At 63.6% G+C, this 23,334-nt stretch carries 21 protein-coding genes and 1 tRNA gene; 5 read left to right on the top strand and 17 right to left on the bottom strand.

Annotated features, from left to right (window positions below; genetic code table 11):
* Positions 1–131 precede the first annotated feature (131 nt).
* The 14 genes from rpoC to tuf form a co-directional block, all read right to left on the bottom strand.
* Positions 132–4,361: a DNA-directed RNA polymerase subunit beta' gene (gene rpoC, locus Q0330_RS16330; protein ID WP_299481903.1), complete on the bottom strand. Its 4,230-nt coding sequence runs from the start codon at positions 4,359–4,361 to the stop codon at positions 132–134.
* A 73-nt stretch (positions 4,362–4,434) separates the two neighbouring features.
* Complete coding sequence (rpoB, locus tag Q0330_RS16335) at positions 4,435–8,589, bottom strand: DNA-directed RNA polymerase subunit beta (RefSeq protein WP_299481906.1); 4,155 nt, start codon at positions 8,587–8,589, stop codon at positions 4,435–4,437.
* Positions 8,590–8,830: 241 nt separating this feature from the next.
* Positions 8,831–9,205 carry a 50S ribosomal protein L7/L12 gene (gene rplL, locus Q0330_RS16340; protein WP_299481908.1) on the bottom strand — a complete coding sequence of 125 codons (375 nt, stop codon included), beginning with the start codon at positions 9,203–9,205 and terminating at the stop codon, positions 8,831–8,833.
* Positions 9,206–9,271: 66 nt separating this feature from the next.
* A complete protein-coding gene (gene rplJ, locus Q0330_RS16345) occupies positions 9,272–9,787 on the bottom strand; it encodes a 50S ribosomal protein L10 (RefSeq protein WP_299481910.1) in 516 nt (171 codons plus the stop codon).
* Positions 9,788–10,060: 273 nt separating this feature from the next.
* A complete protein-coding gene (locus Q0330_RS16350; RefSeq protein ID WP_299481913.1) occupies positions 10,061–10,819 on the bottom strand; it encodes a glycosyltransferase family 2 protein in 759 nt (252 codons plus the stop codon).
* A 112-nt stretch (positions 10,820–10,931) separates the two neighbouring features.
* A complete protein-coding gene (gene rplA, locus Q0330_RS16355; protein ID WP_299481916.1) occupies positions 10,932–11,633 on the bottom strand; it encodes a 50S ribosomal protein L1 in 702 nt (233 codons plus the stop codon).
* A 3-nt stretch (positions 11,634–11,636) separates the two neighbouring features.
* Entirely contained in the window at positions 11,637–12,089 is a 453-nt protein-coding gene (gene rplK, locus Q0330_RS16360) for a 50S ribosomal protein L11 (RefSeq protein ID WP_299481919.1), read from the bottom strand.
* An 87-nt stretch (positions 12,090–12,176) separates the two neighbouring features.
* Positions 12,177–12,716: a transcription termination/antitermination protein NusG gene (nusG, locus tag Q0330_RS16365; RefSeq protein ID WP_299481922.1), complete on the bottom strand. Its 540-nt coding sequence runs from the start codon at positions 12,714–12,716 to the stop codon at positions 12,177–12,179.
* Between the two features lie 266 nt (positions 12,717–12,982).
* Entirely contained in the window at positions 12,983–13,165 is a 183-nt protein-coding gene (gene secE, locus Q0330_RS16370) for a preprotein translocase subunit SecE (RefSeq protein WP_299481925.1), read from the bottom strand.
* Positions 13,166–13,214: 49 nt separating this feature from the next.
* On the bottom strand, positions 13,215–14,117 hold the full coding sequence (locus Q0330_RS16375) for a hypothetical protein (RefSeq protein ID WP_299481928.1): 903 nt from the start codon (positions 14,115–14,117) through the stop codon (positions 13,215–13,217).
* A 46-nt stretch (positions 14,118–14,163) separates the two neighbouring features.
* A tRNA-Trp gene (locus Q0330_RS16380) sits at positions 14,164–14,239 on the bottom strand.
* 170 nt (positions 14,240–14,409) lie between these two features.
* Positions 14,410–16,278 (bottom strand): ABC transporter ATP-binding protein, encoded by a 1,869-nt coding sequence (locus Q0330_RS16385; protein ID WP_299481931.1) that lies wholly within the window; start codon positions 16,276–16,278, stop codon positions 14,410–14,412.
* Between the two features lie 158 nt (positions 16,279–16,436).
* Complete coding sequence (locus Q0330_RS16390) at positions 16,437–16,829, bottom strand: VOC family protein (protein WP_299481934.1); 393 nt, start codon at positions 16,827–16,829, stop codon at positions 16,437–16,439.
* Between the two features lie 154 nt (positions 16,830–16,983).
* Positions 16,984–18,159 (bottom strand): elongation factor Tu, encoded by a 1,176-nt coding sequence (gene tuf / locus Q0330_RS16395; RefSeq protein ID WP_299477299.1) that lies wholly within the window; start codon positions 18,157–18,159, stop codon positions 16,984–16,986.
* Positions 18,160–18,376: 217 nt separating this feature from the next.
* Here tuf and Q0330_RS16400 point away from each other — a divergent pair, with 217 nt between their 5' ends.
* The 4 genes from Q0330_RS16400 (at position 18,377) to Q0330_RS16415 (ending at position 20,934) form a co-directional block, all read left to right on the top strand.
* On the top strand, positions 18,377–19,234 hold the full coding sequence (locus Q0330_RS16400; RefSeq protein ID WP_299481937.1) for a tellurite resistance TerB family protein: 858 nt from the start codon (positions 18,377–18,379) through the stop codon (positions 19,232–19,234).
* 159 nt (positions 19,235–19,393) lie between these two features.
* Positions 19,394–19,840 (top strand): cytochrome c, encoded by a 447-nt coding sequence (locus Q0330_RS16405; protein ID WP_299481940.1) that lies wholly within the window; start codon positions 19,394–19,396, stop codon positions 19,838–19,840.
* Between the two features lie 3 nt (positions 19,841–19,843).
* Positions 19,844–20,437 carry a cytochrome b/b6 domain-containing protein gene (locus tag Q0330_RS16410; protein ID WP_299481943.1) on the top strand — a complete coding sequence of 198 codons (594 nt, stop codon included), beginning with the start codon at positions 19,844–19,846 and terminating at the stop codon, positions 20,435–20,437.
* 155 nt (positions 20,438–20,592) lie between these two features.
* Entirely contained in the window at positions 20,593–20,934 is a 342-nt protein-coding gene (locus tag Q0330_RS16415; protein ID WP_299481946.1) for an antibiotic biosynthesis monooxygenase, read from the top strand.
* Here Q0330_RS16415 and aroQ read toward each other — a convergent pair.
* Genes aroQ through Q0330_RS16430 form a run of 3 tightly spaced genes read right to left on the bottom strand, consistent with a single transcriptional unit; the run spans position 20,931 to position 22,667 of the window.
* Complete coding sequence (gene aroQ / locus Q0330_RS16420; protein WP_299481949.1) at positions 20,931–21,362, bottom strand: type II 3-dehydroquinate dehydratase; 432 nt, start codon at positions 21,360–21,362, stop codon at positions 20,931–20,933. The genes Q0330_RS16415 and aroQ overlap by 4 nt on opposite strands.
* Before the next feature lie 12 nt (positions 21,363–21,374).
* A complete protein-coding gene (locus Q0330_RS16425) occupies positions 21,375–21,821 on the bottom strand; it encodes a GNAT family N-acetyltransferase (RefSeq protein WP_299481952.1) in 447 nt (148 codons plus the stop codon).
* A 3-nt stretch (positions 21,822–21,824) separates the two neighbouring features.
* Positions 21,825–22,667: a MoxR family ATPase gene (locus tag Q0330_RS16430; RefSeq protein WP_299482182.1), complete on the bottom strand. Its 843-nt coding sequence runs from the start codon at positions 22,665–22,667 to the stop codon at positions 21,825–21,827.
* Between the two features lie 164 nt (positions 22,668–22,831).
* Between Q0330_RS16430 and dksA the strand changes: the two genes are divergently transcribed.
* Positions 22,832–23,254 (top strand): RNA polymerase-binding protein DksA, encoded by a 423-nt coding sequence (gene dksA, locus Q0330_RS16435; RefSeq protein WP_299481955.1) that lies wholly within the window; start codon positions 22,832–22,834, stop codon positions 23,252–23,254.
* The last annotated feature ends 80 nt before the right edge of the window (positions 23,255–23,334 follow it).

Here is a 23,334-nt window from a genome sequence, read left to right on the forward strand (position 1 = left end):
CCAAATCTAGGGATAGCAGGGCTGCGATTCAATGCTGCTGTGCCGACACGCGAAAGGCGGCACAGGACGGACGGCACGGAAAAAGGCCCGGCACACAGGCCGGGCCTTTCCATGGCGTTAGAGGTCAAGGATCACTCCTCGGTCGGGACCTCTTCGAAGGACACATCGACCACCTCTTCCAGGGGCGCCGGGGCTTCCAGCGCGGCGGCGGCTTCTGCCTCGGCGCGGCGGGCCTCGATGACCTCGTTGTCGCGGTCGGTCGCGATCTTCTTCATGCGCATGGTCGCGCCACCGGTCCCGGCCGGGATCAGCCGGCCGACGATGACGTTTTCCTTCAGCCCGACCAGCTTGTCGCGCTTGCCCTGAACGGCGGCTTCGGTCAGCACGCGCGTGGTTTCCTGGAACGAGGCCGCCGAGATGAAGCTGCGGGTCTGCAGCGACGCCTTGGTGATGCCCAGAAGCACCGGCTCGCCCGTGGCGGGCTTGCCACCCTTGGCGGCGATCTTGGCGTTCTCTTCCTCGAACTCGTCGCGTTCGACATGCTCGCCCTTGAGAAGCGTGGTGTCGCCCGAATCCAGGATCTCGATCTTCTGAAGCATCTGGCGAACGATCACCTCGATATGCTTGTCGTTGATCTTCACGCCCTGCAGACGATAGACGTCCTGCACCTCGTCGATCAGGTAATCGGCCAGCGCCTCGATCCCCATGATCCGCAGGATGTCATGCGGGGCCGGGTTGCCGTCCATGATATACTCACCCTTCTGCACGAAGTCGCCTTCCTGCACCGGGATGTGCTTGCCTTTCGGCACCATGTATTCGACGGCATCGAGGTTCTCGTCAGCCGGCTCGATGCTGATGCGGCGCTTGTTCTTGTAGTCCTTGCCGAAGCGCACATAGCCGTCGATCTCGGCGATGATGGCGTGATCCTTCGGACGACGGGCTTCGAACAGTTCCGCCACGCGGGGCAGACCCCCGGTGATGTCCTTGGTCCGGGCGCCTTCGCGCGGGATACGGGCCACCACGTCGCCGGCCTTGATCTCCTGCCCGTCCTCGATGGACAGAATCGCGTCCACCGACATCGGATAGGTGACCGGGTTGCCCTGGTCGTTGCGCACCGGTTCGCCATCGGCACCCATGACGATGATCTCGGGCTTGAGATCGCCACCTTTCGGGGTCGAACGCCAGTCGGTCACGATCTTCTGGGTCATGCCGGTCGCATCGTCGGTATCGTCGCGGACCGACAGGCCCGAGATGAGGTCGACGAATTTCGCCACGCCGGGCTTCTCGGCGATGATCGGCAGGGTATAGGGATCCCATTCGAACAGCTTCTGGCCGCGAATGACCTCCTCGCCTTCTCTCACCATCAGCTTCGAGCCGTAGAACAGCTTGTGCGAGGCGACAGGCTCGCCCTGCTTGTTCATCAGGTTCAGAACCATGTTCCGCGCCATGACGATCAGTTCGCCCGCGTCATTGGTGATGGTCGCCTCGTTCTCGAAGGACACGGTGCCCTCCTGGTTCGCGGCGGTGAAGGATTGCTGACCGCCCTGGGCGACGCCGCCGATGTGGAAGGTCCGCATCGTCAGCTGGGTGCCCGGCTCGCCGATGGACTGGGCAGCGATGATGCCGACCGCCTCGCCGATATTGACCAGCGTGCCACGGGCCAGGTCGCGGCCATAGCACATGGCGCAGACGCCATCCTCGCTTTCGCAGGTCAGCGCCGAGCGGATGCGCACGTTCTGCACGCCCGCCGCCTCGACCTCGTCGGCCTTGCGCTCGTCGATCAGCTCGCCCTGGCGGACGATCACCTCATCAGTGCCGGGAACCAGCACGTCCTCGGCGGCGGTCCGGCCCAGAATGCGCTCGCTCAGCGGCGAGATGACCTCGCCGTCATTGACCGCAGCCGAGGCGTTGATCGCCTGCTCGGTGCCGCAATCGTATTCGCGCACGATGCAGTCCTGCGCCACGTCGACCAGACGACGGGTCAGATAGCCCGAGTTCGCCGTCTTCAACGCCGTATCCGACAGACCCTTCCGGGCGCCGTGGGTCGAGTTGAAGTATTCAAGAACGGTCAGACCTTCCTTGAAGTTCGAGATGATCGGCGTCTCGATGATCTCGCCGTTCGGCTTGGCCATGAGGCCGCGCATCCCGCCGAGCTGCTTCATCTGGGTGACCGAACCCCGGGCGCCGGAATGGGCCATCATATAGACCGAGTTCGGTTCCATCTCGGCGCCGTTCTCGTCCTTGCGGGTGGCGGCGATGGTGGACATCATGGCATCGGTGACGCGGTCGTTGCATTTCGACCAGGCATCGACAACCTTGTTGTACTTCTCGCCCTGGGTGATGAGACCGTCCAGATATTGCTGCTCGAACTCCTTCACCTGATCCTGCACCTCGCCCACGATGTCCCACTTGTTGTCGGGGATCACCATGTCGTTCTTGCCGAAGGAGATGCCGGCACGGAACGCCTCGCGGAAGCCGAGACCCATGATCTTGTCCGAGAAGATCACCGCCTCTTTCTGGCCGCAATAACGGTAAACCGTGTCGATGACGTGCTGCACGTCCTTCTTGCGCAGCAGGCGGTTGACCAGTTCGAACGGCGCCTTGGCATTCAGCGGCAGCAGCGCGCCAAGCCGCAACCGGCCCGGCGTGGTCTCGAAGCGCTGCATGACCTCGTTGCCATCCTCGTCGATCTGCTTGAGGCGCGCGGTGATCCTGGCGTGCAGATGCACCTCGCCGGCGGCAAGGGCATGTTCGACCTCGTCGACATTGGTGAAGAGCATGCCTTCGCCCTTCATGCCTTCGCGCATCATGGTCGTGTAATAGAGACCAAGGATCATGTCCTGCGACGGCACGATGATCGGCGCGCCGTTGGCGGGCGACAGCACGTTGTTCGTCGACATCATCAGCACGCGCGCTTCCAACTGGGCTTCCAGCGAAAGCGGAACGTGCACGGCCATCTGGTCGCCGTCGAAATCGGCGTTGAAGGCCGAACAGACCAGCGGGTGCAGCTGGATCGCCTTGCCTTCGATCAGGATCGGCTCGAAGGCCTGAATGCCCAGACGGTGCAGCGTCGGCGCGCGGTTCAGCAGCACCGGATGCTCGCGGATCACCTCGTCCAGGATATCCCAGACCTCGGGACGCTCTTTCTCGACCAGCTTCTTGGCCTGCTTGACAGTCGAGGAATAACCCTTCGCCTCAAGCTTCGAATAGATGAACGGCTTGAACAGTTCCAAGGCCATCTTCTTCGGCAGCCCGCATTGATGCAGCTTCAGTTCCGGGCCGGTCACGATGACCGAACGACCCGAGAAGTCGACGCGCTTGCCGAGCAGGTTCTGCCGGAAGCGGCCCTGCTTGCCCTTGAGCATGTCCGAAAGCGATTTCAGCGGGCGACGGTTGTTGCCGGTGATGACCCGGCCGCGACGGCCGTTATCGAACAGCGCATCGACCGATTCCTGAAGCATCCGCTTTTCGTTGCGCACGATGATATCGGGCGCGCGCAGCTCGATCAGGCGCTTCAGACGGTTGTTCCGGTTGATCACGCGGCGATAGAGATCGTTCAGGTCCGAGGTCGCGAAACGGCCGCCATCCAGCGGCACCAGCGGGCGCAGTTCCGGCGGAATGACCGGGATCACGGTCATGACCATCCATTCCGGACGGTTGCCGGATTCGAGGAAGCTTTCGACGATCTTCAACCGCTTGATGATCTTCTTCGGCTTCAATTCGCCGGTGGCCTCCTTAAGCTCCTCGCGCAGCTGTTCGGCGGTCAGTTCCAGGTCGATATTGGCCAGCATGGTGCGGATCGCCTCGGCCCCGATATCGGCCTGGAAGGCGTCGGCGCCGAACTGGTCCTGCGCGTCGAGATATTCTTCCTCGGTCATGAGCTGGCCATAGGTCAGGTCGGTCAGACCCGGCTCGATCACGACGTAGTTTTCAAAGTAGAGGATGCGTTCCAGATCGCGCAGCGTCATGTCCAGCATGAGACCGATGCGCGACGGCAGCGATTTCAGGAACCAGATATGGGCGACCGGCGCGGCCAGTTCGATATGGCCCATACGCTCGCGTCGGACCTTCTGCAGGGTGACTTCAACGCCGCATTTCTCGCAGACGAGGCCGCGATACTTCATGCGCTTGTACTTGCCGCAGAGGCATTCGTAATCCTTGATCGGCCCGAAGATGCGCGCGCAGAACAGACCGTCGCGCTCGGGCTTGAAGGTGCGGTAGTTGATGGTTTCGGGCTTCTTCACCTCGCCGTAAGACCAGGCCAGAATTTCTTCGGGCGAGGCCAGCGAGATCTTGATTTCGTCGAACTGCCGCGGCTGGGCCAGCGGGTTCAGGGGGTTGGTGGCGAGTTCCTGGTTCATTTTCAAATCCTAATGAGTGGCGCGGGGGGATGAGGATGGCGGGGCCGATTGCCCCGCCGGACGGCGGCTGCCGTTATTCCTCTTCCTCCGCATCCAGGAGTTCCATGTTGAGGCCCAGACCCCGGACCTCCTTGACGAGAACGTTGAACGATTCCGGAACGCCGGCCTCGAAATTGTCCTCGCCCTTCACGATGCTTTCATAGACCTTGGTCCGGCCAGCAACGTCGTCCGACTTCACCGTCAGCATTTCCTGCAGGGTATAGGCGGCGCCATAGGCTTCCAGCGCCCAGACCTCCATCTCACCCAGACGCTGACCGCCGAACTGCGCCTTACCACCCAGCGGCTGCTGCGTGACGAGGCTGTAGGGACCGGTCGAACGGGCGTGCATCTTGTCGTCGACGAGGTGATGCAGCTTCAGGTAATACTTGACGCCGACGGTAACCGGGCGGGCGAAAGCCTCGCCGGTGCGGCCGTCGAAGACGATGGACTGGCCCGAAGTGTCGAAACCGGCCCGACGCAGCGCGTCGTCCACGTCGCCTTCCTTGGCCCCGTCGAAGACCGGGGTCGCGATCGGCACGCCCGCGCGCACGGCATTGGCATGGACCAGAAGCTGGTCGTCGGCCATGCCGTCGAAGGTTTCGGCATACATCTCGTCGCCATAGCCGTTCTTCATCGCGTCGCGCACGCCGGCCATGTCGCCCGAACCGTTGCGGAAGGCTTCCAGCGCATCGTCGATCTGGATCCCCAGACCGCGCGCGGCCCAGCCCATATGGGTTTCGAGGATCTGACCCACGTTCATCCGCGACGGCACGCCGAGCGGGTTCAGCACGATGTCCACCGCAGTCCCGTCAGCAAGGAAAGGCATGTCCTCGATCGGGACGACCTTGGACACGACACCCTTGTTGCCGTGACGACCGGCCATCTTGTCGCCGGCCTGCAGCTTGCGCTTCACCGCGACGAAGACCTTGACCATCTTCATCACGCCCGGAGGCAGGTCGTCGCCCTGACGGACCTTCTCGACCTTGTCTTCGAAGCGGTTGTCCAGCGCCTTCTTCTGGGCGTTGAACTGGTCGTGCAGGGCCTCGACTTCCTTGGCCGTGTCCTCGTCGCCGATGGCCAGCTGCCACCAGAGACCGCGCGAGATCGAAGCCATCAGCTCGTCATCGACGATGCTGTTCGCCTTGATGCCCTTCGGCCCCTTCACGGCGGTCTTGCCCGAGATCAGCGTTTTCAGGCGCGCGTAGATGTTACGCTCCAGAATCGCCAGTTCGTCGTCGCGGTCGCGCGACAGGCGCTCGACTTCCTCGCGCTCGATCTGCAGCGCACGTTCGTCCTTGTCGACGCCGTGACGGTTGAAGACCCGAACCTCGACGATGGTGCCGTAGGCCCCCGGCGGCAGACGCAGCGAGGTATCGCGCACGTCCGAAGCCTTTTCACCGAAGATGGCGCGCAGAAGCTTTTCTTCCGGCGTCATCGGGCTTTCGCCCTTGGGGGTGATCTTGCCCACCAGAATGTCGCCCGGGCCCACTTCGGCACCGATATAGACGATCCCGGCCTCGTCGAGGTTGCGAAGCGCTTCCTCGCCCACATTCGGGATGTCGCGGGTGATTTCTTCGGGCCCAAGCTTGGTATCGCGGGCGGCGACCTCGTATTCGTCGATATGGATCGAGGTATAGACGTCGTCGCGGTGGATCCGCTCCGAAATCAGGACCGAGTCTTCGTAGTTATAGCCGTTCCACGGCATGAAGGCGACGATCACGTTCCGGCCGATGGCCAACTCGCCCTGATCCGTGGACGGACCGTCGGCGATGACCTGATCCTTCACCACCTTCTCGCCCACCGTCACCAGCGGACGCTGGTTGATGGTCGAGGACTGGTTCGAACGCTTGAACTTGCGCAGACGATAGATGTCCACGCCGGCATCGCCCGCGCCCAGATCTTCGGTGGCGCGCACAACGATACGCTGCGCATCGACCTGGTCGATGACACCGCCGCGACGGGCCATGATGGCGGCGCCGGAATCGCGGGCCACGGTGCCTTCCATGCCGGTGCCGACAAACGGCGCCTCGGCGCGCAGAAGCGGAACCGCCTGACGCTGCATGTTGGCACCCATCAGGGCGCGGTTGGCGTCGTCGTTCTCAAGGAAGGGGATCAGGGCCGCGGCGACCGAAACCAGCTGTTTCGGCGACACGTCGATCAGGTCCACCGCATCGACCGGGTTCAGCATGAAGTCGCCGGCCTGACGGGTCGAGACCAGCTCGTTCACGAACTTGCCGTCTTCGTCCAGTTGGGCGTTGGCCTGGGCCACGGTGTGACGCATTTCCTCGGTCGCGGACATATAGACCACGTCATCGGTCACCTTGCCCTCGATCACCTTGCGATAGGGGGTTTCGATGAAGCCGTATTTGTTGACGCGGGCGAAGGTCGCCAGCGAGTTGATCAGACCGATGTTCTGGCCTTCCGGGGTTTCGATCGGGCACATCCGGCCATAATGGGTCGGGTGCACGTCGCGGACCTCGAAGCCCGCGCGCTCGCGGGTCAGACCGCCCGGCCCGAGCGCCGAGAGGCGGCGCTTGTGGGTCACTTCCGACAGCGGGTTGGTCTGGTCCATGAACTGCGACAGCTGCGAAGAGCCGAAGAATTCGCGCACCGCCGCCGCCGCCGGCTTGGCGTTGATCAGGTCCTGCGGCATGACCGTGTCGATCTCGGTCTGCGACATGCGCTCGCGGATCGCGCGCTCCATGCGCAGGAGGCCGACGCGATACTGGTTCTCCATCAGCTCGCCGACCGAGCGGACGCGGCGGTTGCCGAGATGGTCGATATCGTCGATCTCGCCCTTGCCGTCGCGCAGTTCCACCAGCCCGCGCACACAGGCCACGATATCCTCGGGGCGCAGCGTGCGCTGCGTGTCCGGGGCGTCGAGGTTGAGGCGCATGTTCATCTTCACCCGGCCCACGGCCGAAAGGTCGTAGCGCTCGCTGTCGAAGAACAGGCTGTCGAACATGGCCGAGGCCGCTTCCACGGTCGGCGGCTCGCCCGGGCGCATGACCCGGTAGATATCCATGAGCGCGCCTTCGCGGTTCATGTTCTTGTCGGCGGCCATGGTGTTGCGGATATAGGCGCCGACATTGACGTTATCGATATCCAGAACCGGGATATCGGTGATGTCATTGTCCAGAAGCACCTTCAGGACGCCGCCCGAAAGCTCGCCATCCTTGTTGTATTCGGCGGTGATCTCGTCGCCGGCCTCGGCATAGATGAAGCCGGTCTCGTCATTGACGAGGTCCTTGGCGACAAAGCGGCCGATGATCTGGTCGAACGGGATCAGCAGGTCGATATCCTTGCCGCCGTCCAGCAATTGCTTGACCTGGCGCGGGGTGACCTTGTCGCCGGCCTTGGTGATGACCTCGCCGGTGGCGGCGTTGATCAGGTCGAAGGCCGGGCGCGAGCCGCGCATCCGCTCCGGGAAGAAGCGCGTGACCCAGCCGCCTTCGGAACCCTTCTTGCCCTTCTGCAGCTTGAAGCCGACGGTGTTGTAGAAGGCGTCCATGATGCCTTCCTGATCCATGCCGAGCGCATAGAGCAGCGTCGTCACCGGCAGCTTGCGGCGGCGGTCGATGCGCGCGAAGACCAGATCCTTGGCGTCGAATTCGAAATCGAGCCACGAGCCGCGATAGGGAATGATCCGGCAGGCGAACAGCAGCTTGCCCGAGGAATGGGTCTTGCCGCGGTCATGGTCGAAGAACACGCCGGGCGAGCGGTGCATCTGGGACACGACGACGCGCTCGGTCCCGTTCACGACGAAGGTGCCGTTCTGGGTCATCAGGGGCATGTCGCCCATGAACACGTCCTGTTCCTTGATGTCCTTGACCGACTTGGCGCCGGTGTTTTCGTCGACATCGAACACGATCAGGCGCAGCGTCACCTTCAGCGGCGCGGCATAGGTCATGTCGCGGGCCTGGCATTCGTCAACGTCGTATTTCGGCTTTTCCAGCTCGTATTTCACGAATTCCAGCGTCGCGGTCTCGTTGAAATCCTTGATCGGGAAGACCGACTGGAACACGCCCTGCAGGCCCTCTCCATCGCTGTGGGAGGGCGCATCGCCGGAATTCAGGAACAGATCGTAGGAGGATTTCTGAACCTCGATGAGGTTCGGCATCTCCAGAACTTCGCGGATATTGCCGTAGCTGCGCCGGATGCGCTTCTGGCCGACATAGGACTGCGCCATGGGGTCTTCAACCTTTCGTCTTGACGCGCGCGCACCGTCGGGGCCCGGTTCGCGCGGTCTGCGAATGTCAGGGGTTCCCGGTTCAATACCTGCCGCCCGTCCCACCGCGCGGCTCCCGAACCTGAACATGCCCTGAAGGAAGCTGATGCCATCTAGGCATCGGATCAGCGCCCTTCAAGACAGGTTCGGCAGGGACCGGGAAATTCCCGGACCCTGCCCATGTCTTCATCCGAAGATCGGATTACTTCAGCTCGACCTTGGCACCAGCCGCTTCGAGCTTCTTCTTGATCTCTTCGGCTTCGTCCTTGGCAGCGGCTTCTTTCACCTTGCCACCGGCTTCGACCAGATCCTTGGCTTCTTTCAGGCCCAGGCCGGTGATGCCGCGCACTTCCTTGATCACGTTGATCTTGTTGGCGCCGGCGTCGGTCAGCACGACGTCGAATTCGGTCTTCTCTTCAGCGGCTTCTGCACCGGCAGCAGCCGGGCCAGCCATCATGACAGCGCCGCCGGCGGCGGGCTCGATGCCATACTCATCCTTCAGGATGGTTTTCAGTTCCTGGGCTTCCAGCAGGGTCAGGCCCACGATTTCTTCGGCGAGTTTTTTCAGATCAGCCATTTTTCCGTTCTTTCCAAGTTTGTGTTCCAACGTCGGATTTCGTCCACACGTCGGGAAGATGTTGCATCAGGCAGCTTCGCGCTCTTCGAGCGTCGAAAGAATGCCCGCGATGTTCGAAGCAGGGGCGCCAATCGCACCGGCGATGTTCGAAGCGGGTGCGCCGATGCAGCCGACGATGGAAGCGATAAGCTCCTCGCGCGACGGCATAGCGGCGACGGCTTTGACACCGGCCGGATCCAAGGCCGTGTCGCCCATGGCACCGCCGAGGATCACGAATTTCTCGTTATCCTTGGCGTATTTATCGGCGACCTTGGCCGCAGCCACAGGGTCCTCCGAATAGGACAGCACGGTCATGCCCGTCAGGTATTCGCCGATGCTTGCGCAGGGCTTGCCTTCCAGGGCGATCTTGGCGAGCCTGTTCTTGGCAACGCGAACGAACCCGCCTTCTTCGCGCATACGCGCGCGCAGGTCCTGCATCTGTGCAACCGTCATCCCTTCGTAGTGGGCAACCACCACGACGCCAGAGCTTTCAAAGATCTGGCCGAGTTCCTCGACCACCTGTTCTTTTTGTGCTCTATCCACGGTTAACTCCAAGTTTGGGGATTTCTCCCCGGCTCTCACTTTCCCACGGCCGCGATGGACCAAGGGTCGGGTCCGCAAACGATGGACCCGAGATCACCCGAGGAGAGCCCCGGAAAAATGGTCTCGACTTCCATCTCAGGAAGGAAATTAAGCCGCTTTCGCGGCACCCTCCGTCTCGGACGAAAGCAACGGCCCGACGAATCAGATGAATCATCGGACCGGTGCAGGCGGCGTCTATAGACCTCTCGGCGAAGGATCGCAAGCCCGCGGCATTCACAGGCCGTTGGGCGGCATGATGCGCGCCATGTATTGCAAGCGCTTCCGGCGTGCCTTCAGCAGCCCCTGCCGCTTGACCGGGTGGCGTTCATAAACGGCCTGGTAATCGGCGGCCAGATCCTCGCCCGTCACATTGTTGCGGTTCCCTGCCAATGCGGCGCGGTATTCGCTGGCCACGACCGGCAGGTATTGAAAGGGCAGTTCGGCATAAAGCGACAGCAGGAAATCCCAGTCCTCATGGCTGCGCAAGGCCGGCTCGAACCGGGCCTTCACGCAGCGCGGCATGACGAAGGCGGCACTGTGGATCATGTTGCGTATCCGCAGCCGGCGCACCGGGGCCGCACCGGCATCCTGGTGCTGCGGGTTGCTGCCATCGGCATTGCAAAGCAGGTAATCGCCGAAGATCACCCGCGGCGTCGGGTCGGCAAGCGCCGCCTCAAGCGCCGCGAACCAGCCCGGCACCAGCCGATCGTCATCGTCGAGAAAGCCGATCCAGGGCGCGCGCGCCAGTTCGATGCCGATATTGCGGCTTTCCGCCGGCCCCTTCATTCCGGGCCGTGAGATCAGCACATCCTTTTCGCTCAGCATCTCTGCCGCCAGTCGCCGGGTTTCGGCACAGCCGGCATCGTCGGCCAGAATGATCTCGGCCTCGAAATCCCCCTGATCGCGGATGGACTGAAGTGCGCCTGCCAGCAGCTTAGGCCGACAGTGGCTGGTGACGACGATGGTCAGAAGCGGCGAAATGGCCGTCGGCATGGGCAAAACAACACTCGGTACAAACAAATCCCGAGCTTAGCCGAAGACGAGAAAATAGCAAAGGCCCGGCGGGCAGCACCCGCCGAGCCTTCGAATTTCCGGTTGCGCAGGATTACTGCGCGGTCACCGCGTCGGAAACGTCGATCGAGACGCCCGGACCCATGGTCGAGCTGATCGAGACCTTCTTGACATAGGTGCCCTTGGCCCCGCTCGGCTTGGCGCGGTTCACGGCTTCGACGAAGGCGCGGACGTTCTGGGCGATCTTGTCGGCGTCGAAGCTGACCTTGCCGATGCCGGCATGGACGACCCCGGCCTTCTCGGCCTTGAACTGGACCTCGCCGCCCTTGGCGGCGGCAACGGCTTGCGCCACGTCCATGGTCACGGTGCCGACCTTCGGGTTCGGCATCAGGTTGCGCGGGCCGAGGATCTTGCCCAGGCGACCGACCAGCGGCATCATGTCCGGGGTGGCGATGACCCGATCGAAGTCGAGCTTGCCGCCCTGGATCGATTCCAGCAGGTCTTCCGCACCGACGACTTCGGCACCGGCGGCCGAGGCTTCGTCAGCCTTGGGGCCACGGGCGAAAACGGCGACGCGCACATCCTTGCCGGTGCCGGCAGGCAGCTGGACCACGCCGCGGACCATCTGGTCGGCATGGCGCGGGTCGACGCCGAGGTTCATCGCGATCTCGATGGTCTCGTCGAACTTGGCCGAGGCGGCACCCTTCACCAGCTTGACCGCTTCGTCGACGGTCAGGTTGGCCTTGCCTTCGAAGGCGGCGCGGGCAGCGGCTTTTTTCTTAGCGAGTTTTGCCATGACTTAGCCCTTCACCTCGATGCCGATCGAACGGGCGGAACCGGCGATGATCTTCATCGCTTCTTCGACCGTGTTCGCGGACAGATCCTTCATCTTCACTTCGGCGATCTCGCGCACCTGCTTGGAGGTGACCGAACCGGCATTCGCGCGACCGGGCTTTTCCGAACCCTTGGCGCGGTTGCGCTTGCCCACCGGCTTCAGACCGGCGGCCTGCTTCAGCAGGAAGGACGCGGGCGGCGTCTTGGTCTCGAAGGTGAACGACTTGTCCTGGTAATAGGTGATGACCACCGGGACGGGCGAACCCTTCTGCATTTCCTGCGTCTTGGCGTTGAACGCCTTGCAGAATTCCATGATGTTGATGCCGCGCTGACCCAGTGCGGGGCCCACGGGCGGGGACGGGTTGGCTTCGCCCGCCTTGATCTGCAGCTTCAGCTGCCCGACGACTTTCTTGGCCATGTGGCCTCTCCTTTTTCATCACGCCCCGCCCTTGATTGGGCTGATGGGGCCGACATAGCGGTCCGGCTTACGCCTCCCGCACACACATCACGCGGTCTTGGCGACCTGCGTGAATTCCAGTTCGACCGGCGTCGGCCGGCCGAAGATCGACACCGTGACCTTGATGCGGCTGGCGGCGTCGTCGACTTCTTCCACCGTTCCCGAGAAGCCCTCGAACGGGCCGTCGGTCACATTCACCGTCTCGCCGATGTCGAAACGGATCAGGTTGCGCGGCGCGACCTCGGCCCCGCCCTCGCCGGTGCGATGCAGGATCAGGTTCACCTCGTCGTCGCGCATCGGCATCGGCTTGCCCTGCGCGCCGAGGAACCCGGTCACCCGGTTGATCGAATTGACCAGATGATAGGTGCGGTCGTTCATTTCCATATGCACGAGCACATAGCCCGGCATGAAACGACGCTCGGAGGTGACCTTCTTGCCCCGGCGGATCTCGATCACTTCCTCGGTCGGGACCAGAACATCGTCGATCTGCTCTTCCAGCGATTTTTCCGCCACTGCGAGGCGAATCGCCTCGGCGACCTTCTTTTCGAAGTTCGACAGGACGCTGACCGAATACCAACGCTTTGCCATGTTCCGATCGACCCCTGTTTCTTCGTCGCCCAAGGGCGGCACGCCGCCCGGTTCAAATCTGTTCGGCCCGAAAAATGAAACCGGCGCGCAACGAATCTTGCACGCCGACTTTCGGGCAGGTCGGGCGGACATACAGCCACCCGCAGCCAATTGCAACCCCGTCAGCCCTGCCCGGGCAAGGCACCGAGCGCCCCGGTAATCGCCAGGTCAGCCAGAAAGAAAACCACCGGCAGAACCAGGCCAATCAGCGCCGTGGGCCGTGCCTGTCAGCCAAGCAGCAAGGCCATGCCGGTGCGGATGGCAAGGTCGGTCAGGAAGAAGAACACCGCCGCCAGCGATGCCATGATCAGCACCATGATCGTGGTCGTCACCACCTCGCGGCGGGTCGGCCAGGTGATCTTGGCGGCTTCGGCGCGGACCTGGGACAGGAACTGAACGGGGTTGGCCATGGTGATCCTCGTGTTGCAGCCGGTCAGATAAACCGGACCGGTCGCATTTTCAAGCCGGCTTGTCGCCTGCCCCGCCGGTTTCCGGGCGCAGCAGCATCACCCCGTCGAGCGCCGAGAGCGCGTCGACATCCCCGGCATAGCGCGCGCGGCTCTCGACATGGACCGCCTCCGGCAGGGGGCGCATCCCCGGATCGCCCGGTCCTTTCGGATGCATCGCCCGGGCACGGGCCAGAAGTTCGGGGAAAGGCGCGTCGATATCGTCGAAGACCCATTCCAGAAACTGCCGATAGGCGGCTTCGGACATGCCGGCATTATGGGTCTCGGGCGGCGGCACCAGGGCGGCGAGTTCCGGCCCGATCAGCTGCGACATGATCTCGGGGCGCAGGACCGCGTAATCCTCATAGCGCCAGCAGGTGATACGCGTCACCCCGGGCACCGCGCGCAGCCGCGTGACCAGTTCCGCCCAGGAGAAAGCAGACACGTCATAGCCTTCGACATAATCCTCGATCCCCATGGCCACGCCTTCGCGCAGGACCTGACCATAGGCCGAGGTGACGAATTCCGCCGGATCGCGAATCGACAGGAACAGCTCGACCTCGGGATTGCCCAGAAGGTCGCGCAGAAGGCCCAGATTCTCTGCCGCCTCAGGGTAAAGAACGTTGCCGGCGCCGAAGATGCGCCGCCGATGCACGGTGCCGATGATGTTTTCTTCCGAGATCACATGGCGTTCGTGCCGGCGCAGCCAGCGCCCCAGCCGCGTTCGCGCCCTGCCAAGTGCTTCTTCGTCGCCGGCGAACATCGCCCGGTGCAGGGAAATCCAGTCGCCGCGCAGCCCGCGCGGCCCGACGACGCCGGTCCCGGCCTCTTCCAGACGCGTTCGGACACGGCGAAGCGCCTGCTGCATCTCTGTCGTGGCGGTCTTGTGGGCGCCGATATGGATGCGAATGGTCATGTCGGGAATGCTTTGGCGGTCCGGTCACGCATAATGCGCAGGCGACTGGCAGGGGCAGGGGGACTCGAACCCACGACCCTCGGTTTTGGAGACCGATGCTCTACCAACTGAGCTATACCCCTAGGCCGCGCGCCTGATTAGTGCGGAACGCGGCAGGGCGCAAGGGGGAAGTGGCCCGATCATGAAATCGCACCCGCGCCCCTTCCCTGCCGGTCGATCAGGTCGAAGCCCGCCGGCAGGCCAGGTTCCGGGATCGCCCGATCATGCGTTCATCAGGCGCGCAGCCCGCGCATCATTCGGCAACCGCCGCCGCATCGTCGTCGACAGCCAGAAACCCGCCCGATTGCCGCGCCCAGAGCCGGGCATAGATCCCGTCCGCCGCCAGCAATTCGCCATGCGTCCCCTGCTCTGCGATTCGGCCATGGTCAAGCACGATCAGCCGGTCCATCGCCGCAATGGTCGACAGCCGATGCGCGATGGCGATGACCGTCTTGCCCTCCATCAGCACATCGAGGCGGGACTGGATCGCCGCCTCGGCCTCGCTGTCGAGGGCCGAGGTCGCCTCGTCCAGCACCAGGATCGGCGCGTCCTTCAGCGCAACCCGCGCGATGGCGATGCGCTGGCGCTGCCCGCCGGACAGTTTCACCCCGCGCTCGCCCACATGGGCATCCAGCCCCTGCCGGCCATGGCTGTCGGAAAGGCCGGGGATGAAATCCTGCGCCTCGGCCATGCGGGCGGCCTCGACGATCTCGGCCTCGGAGGCATCGGGGCGGCCATAGGCGATATTCTCGCGCACCGAGCGATGCAGCAGGCTGCTGTCCTGCGTGACCACGCCGATGGCGGCGCGCAGGCTTTCCTGCGTGACCCCGGCAATGTCCTGCCCGTCGATGGCGATCCGGCCGCTTTCGACATCGTGGAAGCGCAGCAGCAGATTGACCAGCGTCGACTTGCCGGCACCCGAGCGCCCGATCAGACCGACACGCTCGCCCGGCGCGATCTGCAGGCTGAGGCCGTCCAGCACGGCCAGCGGGCGGGCGGCTTCCTCGGCGCCATAGCGGAAAGTGACATCCTCGAAGGCGACCGCGCCCGGCCCGGGCTGCAGCGCCCGCGCGTCCGGCCGGTCCTGCACCATGCGCGGCATGGCGAGCGAGGAAATCCCGTCGCGCACCGTGCCCACATTCTCGAACAGCGCGGCGAATTCCCACATGATCCAATGCGACATATTGTTCAGCCGAAGCGCCAGCGGAATCGCCACCGCGACGATGCCGACATCGACCAGGCCCGAGGTCCAGAGCGTCAGCCCCAGCACGGTGACACCCGCCACCAGCAGCACGTTCATTACCGTCAGCAGCATGTCCTGCGTCGCCGCCAGCCGCATCTGCCGATGGACGGTCTGCAGGAAGCCATCCATGCCCTGATGCATCCAGGCCTCTTCGCGGTCGGAATGCGAGAACAGCTTCACCGTGGCGATATTGGTATAGCTGTCGACGACCTGCCCGGTCATGGTGCTGCGCGCATCCGCCTGCTGCTGCGCGACCCGGCCCAGACGCGGCACGATCTGCCAGAGCATGACCCCGAAGCCCAGCCCCCAAAGCGCGAAGGGCAGTCCAAGCCGCCAGTCCTGACTGGCGGCAAGCACGACCGCGCCAAGGAAATAGACCGTCACATAGACAGCCACATCCATGATCTTCATCGCCACCTCGCGCACGGCAAGCGCCGTCTGCATCAGCCGCTGCGCGATGCGGCCGGCGAATTCGTCCTGGAAATAGCCGACCGACTGGCGCAGCAGATAGCGATGCGCCTGCCAGCGGATGCGCTGCGGGAAATTGCCCAGAAGCGTCTGGTGCATGACCATGCTGGTCAGCGCGTGCAGAAGCGGCATCACCACCAGCAGCAACAGCCCCATCATGGCCAGCCGCCGCCCCTCGACCGCCCAGAACCGATCGCGCGGCGTATCGGCCAGCCGGTTCACCAGATCGCCGAGATAGCCGAACAGCGAGACCTCGATCAGCGCGATCAGACCCGAGCCCAAGGCCAGCAGCACCAGCCACGGCACCGCCCCGCGCGAATAATGCAGCAGGAAGCCCCAGAAGGACTGGGGCGGCATCTGCGGCGCAGTAGCGGGATAGGGGTCGAGCCGTCGCTCAAACCAGCTGAACATCCGTGACCTCAAATGACTTTGCCCGTCATGGGCGATTTTGCGGGACCGCCGAAACTGACCCCGCAATCGCCCTCTGTCAAGATCGGGCAGCGCAACAGTCAAGGACCATTTCGCTTCGGCACCAGATCGTTCCGGCCATGCCCGGCAGGGGTCGGTTGTCAGCCAGCGGCACCATGGAAAACGGCCTCGATATTATGACCATCGGGATCGAGGACGAAGGCCCCGTAATAGCCCGGATGATATTCCGGACGCAGCCCCGGCGCGCCATTATCGGTTCCGCCCGCCGCCATGGCCGCCTTGTAAAATGCGTCCACCGTGGCCTGATCGGGGGCCGCGAATGCGACATGACAACCGCCCGTCGCCGGCTTGCTGGTGCCAATCCAGAAGAACGGCTTGTCGGCCCGCCCCATGCCCAGATGGGCGCCATGACCGCCGGTCATCTCCTCGGTCACCTCCATCACCGCGGCAATGCCAAGCGGCTTCAGCGCCGGCTCGTAAAAACGCCGCGCAGCGTCCAGATCCGACACGGCCAGCCCGATATGATCGATCATCCTGAAATCTCCGTTCAATGCGTCGGGGGCCATCATCGCCCTGCCCTGCTGACAATTCATGGCAGGAGGTCGCCTGCCCCCACCCCACGCAAAAGCCCGCCCCTTTCGGGACGGGCTTTCTCTCGCGATATCGGTCGGGCCTGAGCCCTTGCGATCACTCGATGATCTTCGACACCACGCCGGCGCCGACGGTGCGGCCGCCCTCGCGGATGGCGAAGCGCAGCTTCTCTTCCATCGCGATCGGGGCGATCAGTTCGACCTCGAACTTCAGGTTGTCGCCCGGCATCACCATTTCCGTGCCCTCGGGCAGCTTCACCGTCCCGGTCACGTCCGTGGTGCGGAAGTAGAACTGCGGGCGGTAGTTGCCGAAGAACGGGGTGTGGCGGCCGCCTTCTTCCTTGGTCAGGATATAGGCTTCAGCCTCGAACTTGGTGTGCGGCTTCACCGAACCCGGCTTGCACAGGACCTGACCGCGCTCGACGCCGTCACGGTCGACACCGCGCAGCAGCGCGCCGATATTGTCGCCCGCTTCCCCGCGATCCAGCAGCTTGCGGAACATTTCCACGCCGGTGCAGGTGGTTTTCTTGGTGTCGCGGATGCCCACGATCTCAAGTTCGTCGCCGACGTTCACCGCGCCACGCTCGACACGGCCGGTCACAACCGTCCCGCGACCCGAGATCGAGAACACGTCCTCGATCGGCATCAGGAAGGGCTGGTCAACGGCGCGCTCGGGCGTCGGGATGTATTCGTCGACCGCCGCGATCAGCGCACGGATCGAGTTCTCGCCGATTTCCGGATCACGGCCTTCCATCGCCGCCAGGGCCGAGCCCTTGACGATCGGGATATCGTCGCCGGGATAGTCGTAGGAGGACAGGAGTTCCCGCACCTCCATCTCGACCAGTTCCAGCAGCTCTTCGTCATCCACCTGGTCGACCTTGTTCAGGTAGACGACCATGTAGGGGATGCCGACCTGACGGCCGAGCAGGATATGCTCGCGGGTTTGCGGCATCGGGCCATCGGCGGCGTTCACCACCAGGATCGCGCCGTCCATCTGCGCCGCGCCGGTGATCATGTTCTTGACGTAGTCGGCGTGGCCGGGGCAGTCGACATGGGCATAGTGGCGGCTGTCGGATTCGTATTCCACATGCGCCGTCGAGATGGTGATCCCGCGGGCCTTTTCTTCCGGCGCGCCGTCGATCTGGTCATAGGCCTTGAAATCGCCGAAATACTTCGTGATCGCCGCCGTCAGCGTCGTCTTGCCGTGGTCGACGTGACCGATCGTCCCGATGTTGACGTGCGGTTTCGTCCGTTCAAACTTTGCTTTTGCCATGAAGGCCTCCTTGATCGGGGCAGAAGGCGGTCCGTTCCCCGTATTTCTATCGCTGGCGGAGATAAATTCAGATTCGGGAAAAATCAAGGGCAGGCGCGCTTTGCGGGCAATTCGCCGGGCCAAGGAACCTGACCGGAATAATTGCGTTCGTTTTCCGTTGCATGCTGCGCCCCTTGCGGCATGTCCCGCAAGCGGTGGAGTACAGCTTATGAGTCTTATGAAATCCCTTGCCCGAGTCGCGGCCGGTGTTCTGGTCGCCAAGGGTGTGAGCGCGGTGATAAAGGGCAACAGCCAGTCCCGGTCGGGCACATCCTCGCGCCGAACCGGCGGCGGGCTGCTGGATCAGATCACGCGCGGCACGCAGACCGGCACGCGCAGCAGCCAGCCGGGCGGCAGCATTGGCGATCTGCTGGGCGGGCTTCTTGGCGGTGGTGCCGCCGCGACGGCCGGGACCGGGCGGCGCTATGGCGGGCCGAATTCGACCGGGGCCACGGGCGGTCTCGGCGGTATTTTCGACCAGCTGACCGGCGGCAGCACAAGCGCGCGCACCGGCCAGTCGGGCGGCGGGCTCGGCGATCTGCTGGGCGGGATGCTTGGCGGCGCGGCGGCAGGTTCGCTGGCAAGTCGCGGCTCTCAGCAGCAGAACGATGCCTCTTTCGGCGAATTGCTGAACGACTCGCTGACCACCGGGCGCGAGCCCGAGATCGCACCAACGCCAGAGCAGAACGCCCTGGCCGGGCTGATGCTGCGCGCCATGATCCAGGCCGCCAAGGCAGACGGCAAGATCGACGAGGCCGAGAAGACCCGCCTGATGGGCGAGCTTGGCGATCTCGACGAGGAGGAGCGTCAGTTCATCCGCGAACAGATGGCCGCCCCCATCGACGCCCAGGCCCTGGCCCGCGAAGTGCCGCAGGGGCTTGGCCCGCAGGTCTATCTGGTCTCGGTCATGGCCATCGACTTCGACAGTCAGGAAGAGGCGCAATACCTGCACAAGCTTGCCCAGGCGCTTGGGCTTGAGCCGCAGATGGTCAACCGGATCCATCAGGAAGTCGGTGTCCAGAATCTGTACAGTTGACGAAAAGTTCATCGCCGTCCGGCCCTCCGGGCGGCGCTTGGCCTTTGCCAATAGCATCATCTTCTTTAAGGTTCGGGACATGCGCACAGCCATCGGCTGTCGCTCAAGACGTGGAAATATTGACCATTAATTCCGACTTTACCCTAACAGGAGAGCCACATGCGCCCGCTTATTCTTGCCAGTCTCATTGCCGCCGCCCCCGCCATCGCCCTTGCCGATGCCGCCGAAGACGCATTGGAAGCGCGCGCCGGTTACATGAAAATGCTGGCGATGAACATGGGCACGCTGGCCGGCATGGCAAAGGGCGACATTGCCTATGACGCCGCCGCCGCGACCGCCGCCGGCGACAATATCGAGGCGCTGAGCAAATATACCTTGCCGGCACTGTTCATTCCCGGCACCTCGCCCGCCGATGGGGTCGAGACCGAGGCCCTGCCCGCCGTCTGGGACAACAGCGCCGATTTTGCCGCGGAATATGTCGCATTCCAGACCGCTGCCGCTGGTGCCGGTGCGGCCCTGGGTGCCGGTCAGGACGCGCTTGGTCCGGTTCTCGGCAAGCTCGGCGGTGCCTGCAAGGCCTGCCACGATGACTTCCGCAAGGAGTAAGTCATGGCGGAGCGGTCTTCGGATGTCCGCGAGGTGAAATTGTGGGACCCGCTGCTGCGCGGGTTCCACTGGCTTCTGGCCTTCTTCGTCATCGCCGCCTGGCTGTTGGGAAACTACGGCCCGACCCGCATGACCCTGCATTTCTGGTGCGGCTATGCGGTCACCTTTCTGCTTGCCTTCCGGCTGATCTGGGGCTTTGTCGGGCCACCTCCGGCACGGTTCTCGCATTTCCTGCGCGGCCCGGGCGCGGTGCGCGGCTATATGAACCACATGTTCCTGCGCGAGCCGAGCTATTGGCCCGGCCATAACCCGCTTGGCGCGCTGTCGGTGATCGCCATGCTGGCCGCGCTTGTGGCGCAGGTGCTCTCGGGGATGATGACGGAATCCGAGAATTTCATCGATGCCGGCCCTCTGGTCGGCTATGTCAGTTCGGCCACGGCGAAAGCTGCGAAGAATTACCACGATCTCGGTGCCAACCTGCTGCTGCTGCTGGTCCTGATGCATATCGGCGTGATCCTGTTCTATCGCTTCTGGAAGCGCGAGAACCTGGTCGGCCCGATGGTGCACGGCCGCAAACAGGTGCGCGAACGGTCCTGACCGTCGTCATTTCAGGCGGGCGCGGCCCTCTGCCTCGCCCGCCTGAGATCTTCTCCAAACCGTTTGATGGACAAGGGTGCGACCTTTATCTCTCCGTAATTTCGGGCGAGAAACGTGCAACCCTGCCCGTGCCACGCCCTGACGGAGGAGTTGAAATGAGTTGCAACTGTGGACATGACCATGGCGCTGACGCAAGCCTTGGCCGCCCTGCCCCGGCGCCGGGACAGATCGCCCTGTCGGTCAGGCTTATCTGTGCCGATATGGACGAATTGAAGATCGTGCTCGACCACCTGTCCGAACATGTCGCCCTCAGCCGCGCCGAACCCGGTTGCCTGTTCTTCGCCACCGAACAGACGGGTGACCCGCTGATCTGGCAGATCGAGGAGCTTTATGCCGATGAGGCCGCGCTCGACGCCCACAAGGCGCGTCTGGCGACCAGCGAATGGGCCGGGCGCAGCGCCGCCTTGAAGCGCGAGATCCACCGCATCGACGGTTAGCCTGCCAGCTTGCAGACCCGCCGCACCGCCGCACCGTAACCGTCGATCCCTAGCCCCGCGATCACCGCATCGGAACGGTGGCTGATATAGGAGTGATGCCGGAAGGCCTCACGCTTGTGGATCTGGCTGATATGGACCTCGATCACCGGGGCCTCGAAGGCATTCAGCGCATCCAGAAGCGCGACCGAGGTATGCGACAGCCCGCCCGGATTGATGACGATGCCCGAAGCCTTCCCGCGCGCCTCGTGAATCCAGTCGATCAGCTGGCCCTCCCAGTTCGACTGTTTCGCGTCGATCTGGAAGCCGGTCGCACAGGCCTCGCGCGACAGCGCCTCGACATCGGCCAGCGTTTCATAACCGTAATGTTCCGGCTGGCGCTTGCCCAGCAGGTTCAGGTTCGGGCCGTTCAGCAGCAGGATGGTCTTCATGGGCAGGCCCTTTCAGGAAAGATCGCGCTGATATTTGATGAAGGGCGTGCGCGTGGCAACCCGGTCATAGAGCATCCTGCCCGGATAATTGTCCTCGGCCGTCAGCCAGTAGACGGCGCCGGCCCCACGCGTTGCCGCAGCGCGGTCCACCGCCTCGATCAGGGCGCGCCCGACGCCCTTGCCGCGCGTCTCGGGCAGGGTGAACAGGTCCTGCAGATAACAGACCCCTTCCGGTCGCCACAGATGCGGGTGAAAGACGTAATGCGTCAGCCCCAGCAGCCTGCCGCCCTCATCCGCGACAAAGCCCTGAAAATCGTCGGCATTGCCCGAGACAAGCCGTGCGAAGGCGGTATCGAAAAAATCCTGCGGGCGGCCCGGATGGCCGTAGAAGGTCTGATACCCGTCCCAAAGCCCCTGCCACTGATCCTTGTCGCTGTCGCGGATCGGCCTGATCTCCACAGCCTATCTCCCCTGCCGCCGGGCCATGAAGGCCAGTTTCTCGAACAGGGCAACGTCCTGCTCGTTCTTCAGAAGCGCGCCATGCAGCTTCGGCAGCATCTCGCCCGGCGCTTTCTTCAGGTCTTCGGGCGAAAGATCCTCGGCAAGGATCAGCTTCAGCCAGTCCAGCAGTTCGGATGTCGAGGGCTTCTTCTTCAGCCCCGGCACTTCGCGGATCTCGAAGAACTGGCTTAGCGCCTCCTCCAGCAGGCGCGGCTTCAGGCCGGGGTAATGGACATCGACGATCTTCGCCAGAACCTCGGCATCGGGGAAGCGGATATAATGGAAAAAGCAGCGACGCAGGAAAGCGTCGGGCAGTTCCTTTTCGTTATTCGAGGTGATGATGACCACCGGGCGATGGGCGGCGCGGATCGTCTCTCCGGTCTCATAGACATGGAATTCCATCCGGTCGAGCTCCTGCAAGAGGTCGTTCGGAAACTCTATATCGGCCTTGTCGATCTCGTCGATCAGCAGCACCACCTTGCCCGGCGCCTCGAAGGCGTTCCACAGCTTGCCCTTGCGGATGTAATTGGCCACGTCATGCACGCGCGCGTCGCCAAGCTGGCTGTCGCGCAACCGGCTGACGGCATCGTATTCATAAAGACCCTGCTGCGCCTTGGTCGTCGATTTCACATTCCATTCGATGATCGGCAGATCCAGCGAGGCCGCGACCTGACGCGCCAACTCGGTCTTGCCGGTGCCGGGTTCGCCCTTGACCAGAAGCGGACGCTCCAGCACCACGGCCGCGTTCACCGCCATGGCCAGATCGGGCGGCGCGACATAGCTTTCGGTCGAGGCGAATTGCATCATCTGGTCCTTTCCTGCGGCGCCGCGACCCTAGCCGCCCATATAAGCGGCAGCAAGAAGGCCGGGCGAGATTTGGTCTCAATGGGCTAGTGACAAGCCCCCCGGCTTCCCGTAAATGGGGCGCGAGGATCGGGAGACAGGCACCTCGGTCCGTCGGAGGACGTATGAAACCGCAGATTTTCCTGCCCGATGATTATCGCCCGGCCGAAGACGAGCCGTTCATGAACGATCGCCAGCTGGAATATTTCCGTCGCAAGCTTGAAGGCTGGAAAGCCGAGTTGATCGAGCAGTCCGCAGAGACGCTGGAAGGCTTGCAGGACAGCGCCCGGAACGTGCCGGATCTGGCCGACCGCGCATCCGAGGAAACCGACCGCGCGCTGGAACTTCGCACCCGCGACCGCCAGCGCAAGCTGGTCGGCAAGATCGACTCGGCGCTGCGGCGGATCGCCAATGGCGAATATGGCTATTGCGAAGTGACGGGCGAACCGATCAGCCTCAAGCGGCTGGACGCGCGCCCGATCGCCACCATGACCGTCGCCGCCCAGGAAAAGCACGAACGCCGCGAGCGGGTGCATCGCTACGACTGAAGCCTGCTGACAGGCGCGGCCTTGCCGGTCGGGGCCGGGCTGTCGGTTCCGCGCCCTTCTGCCGCATCGCCTCGGCACTT

Source organism: uncultured Paracoccus sp., from assembly GCF_937873615.1.
GTDB lineage: Bacteria > Pseudomonadota > Alphaproteobacteria > Rhodobacterales > Rhodobacteraceae > Paracoccus.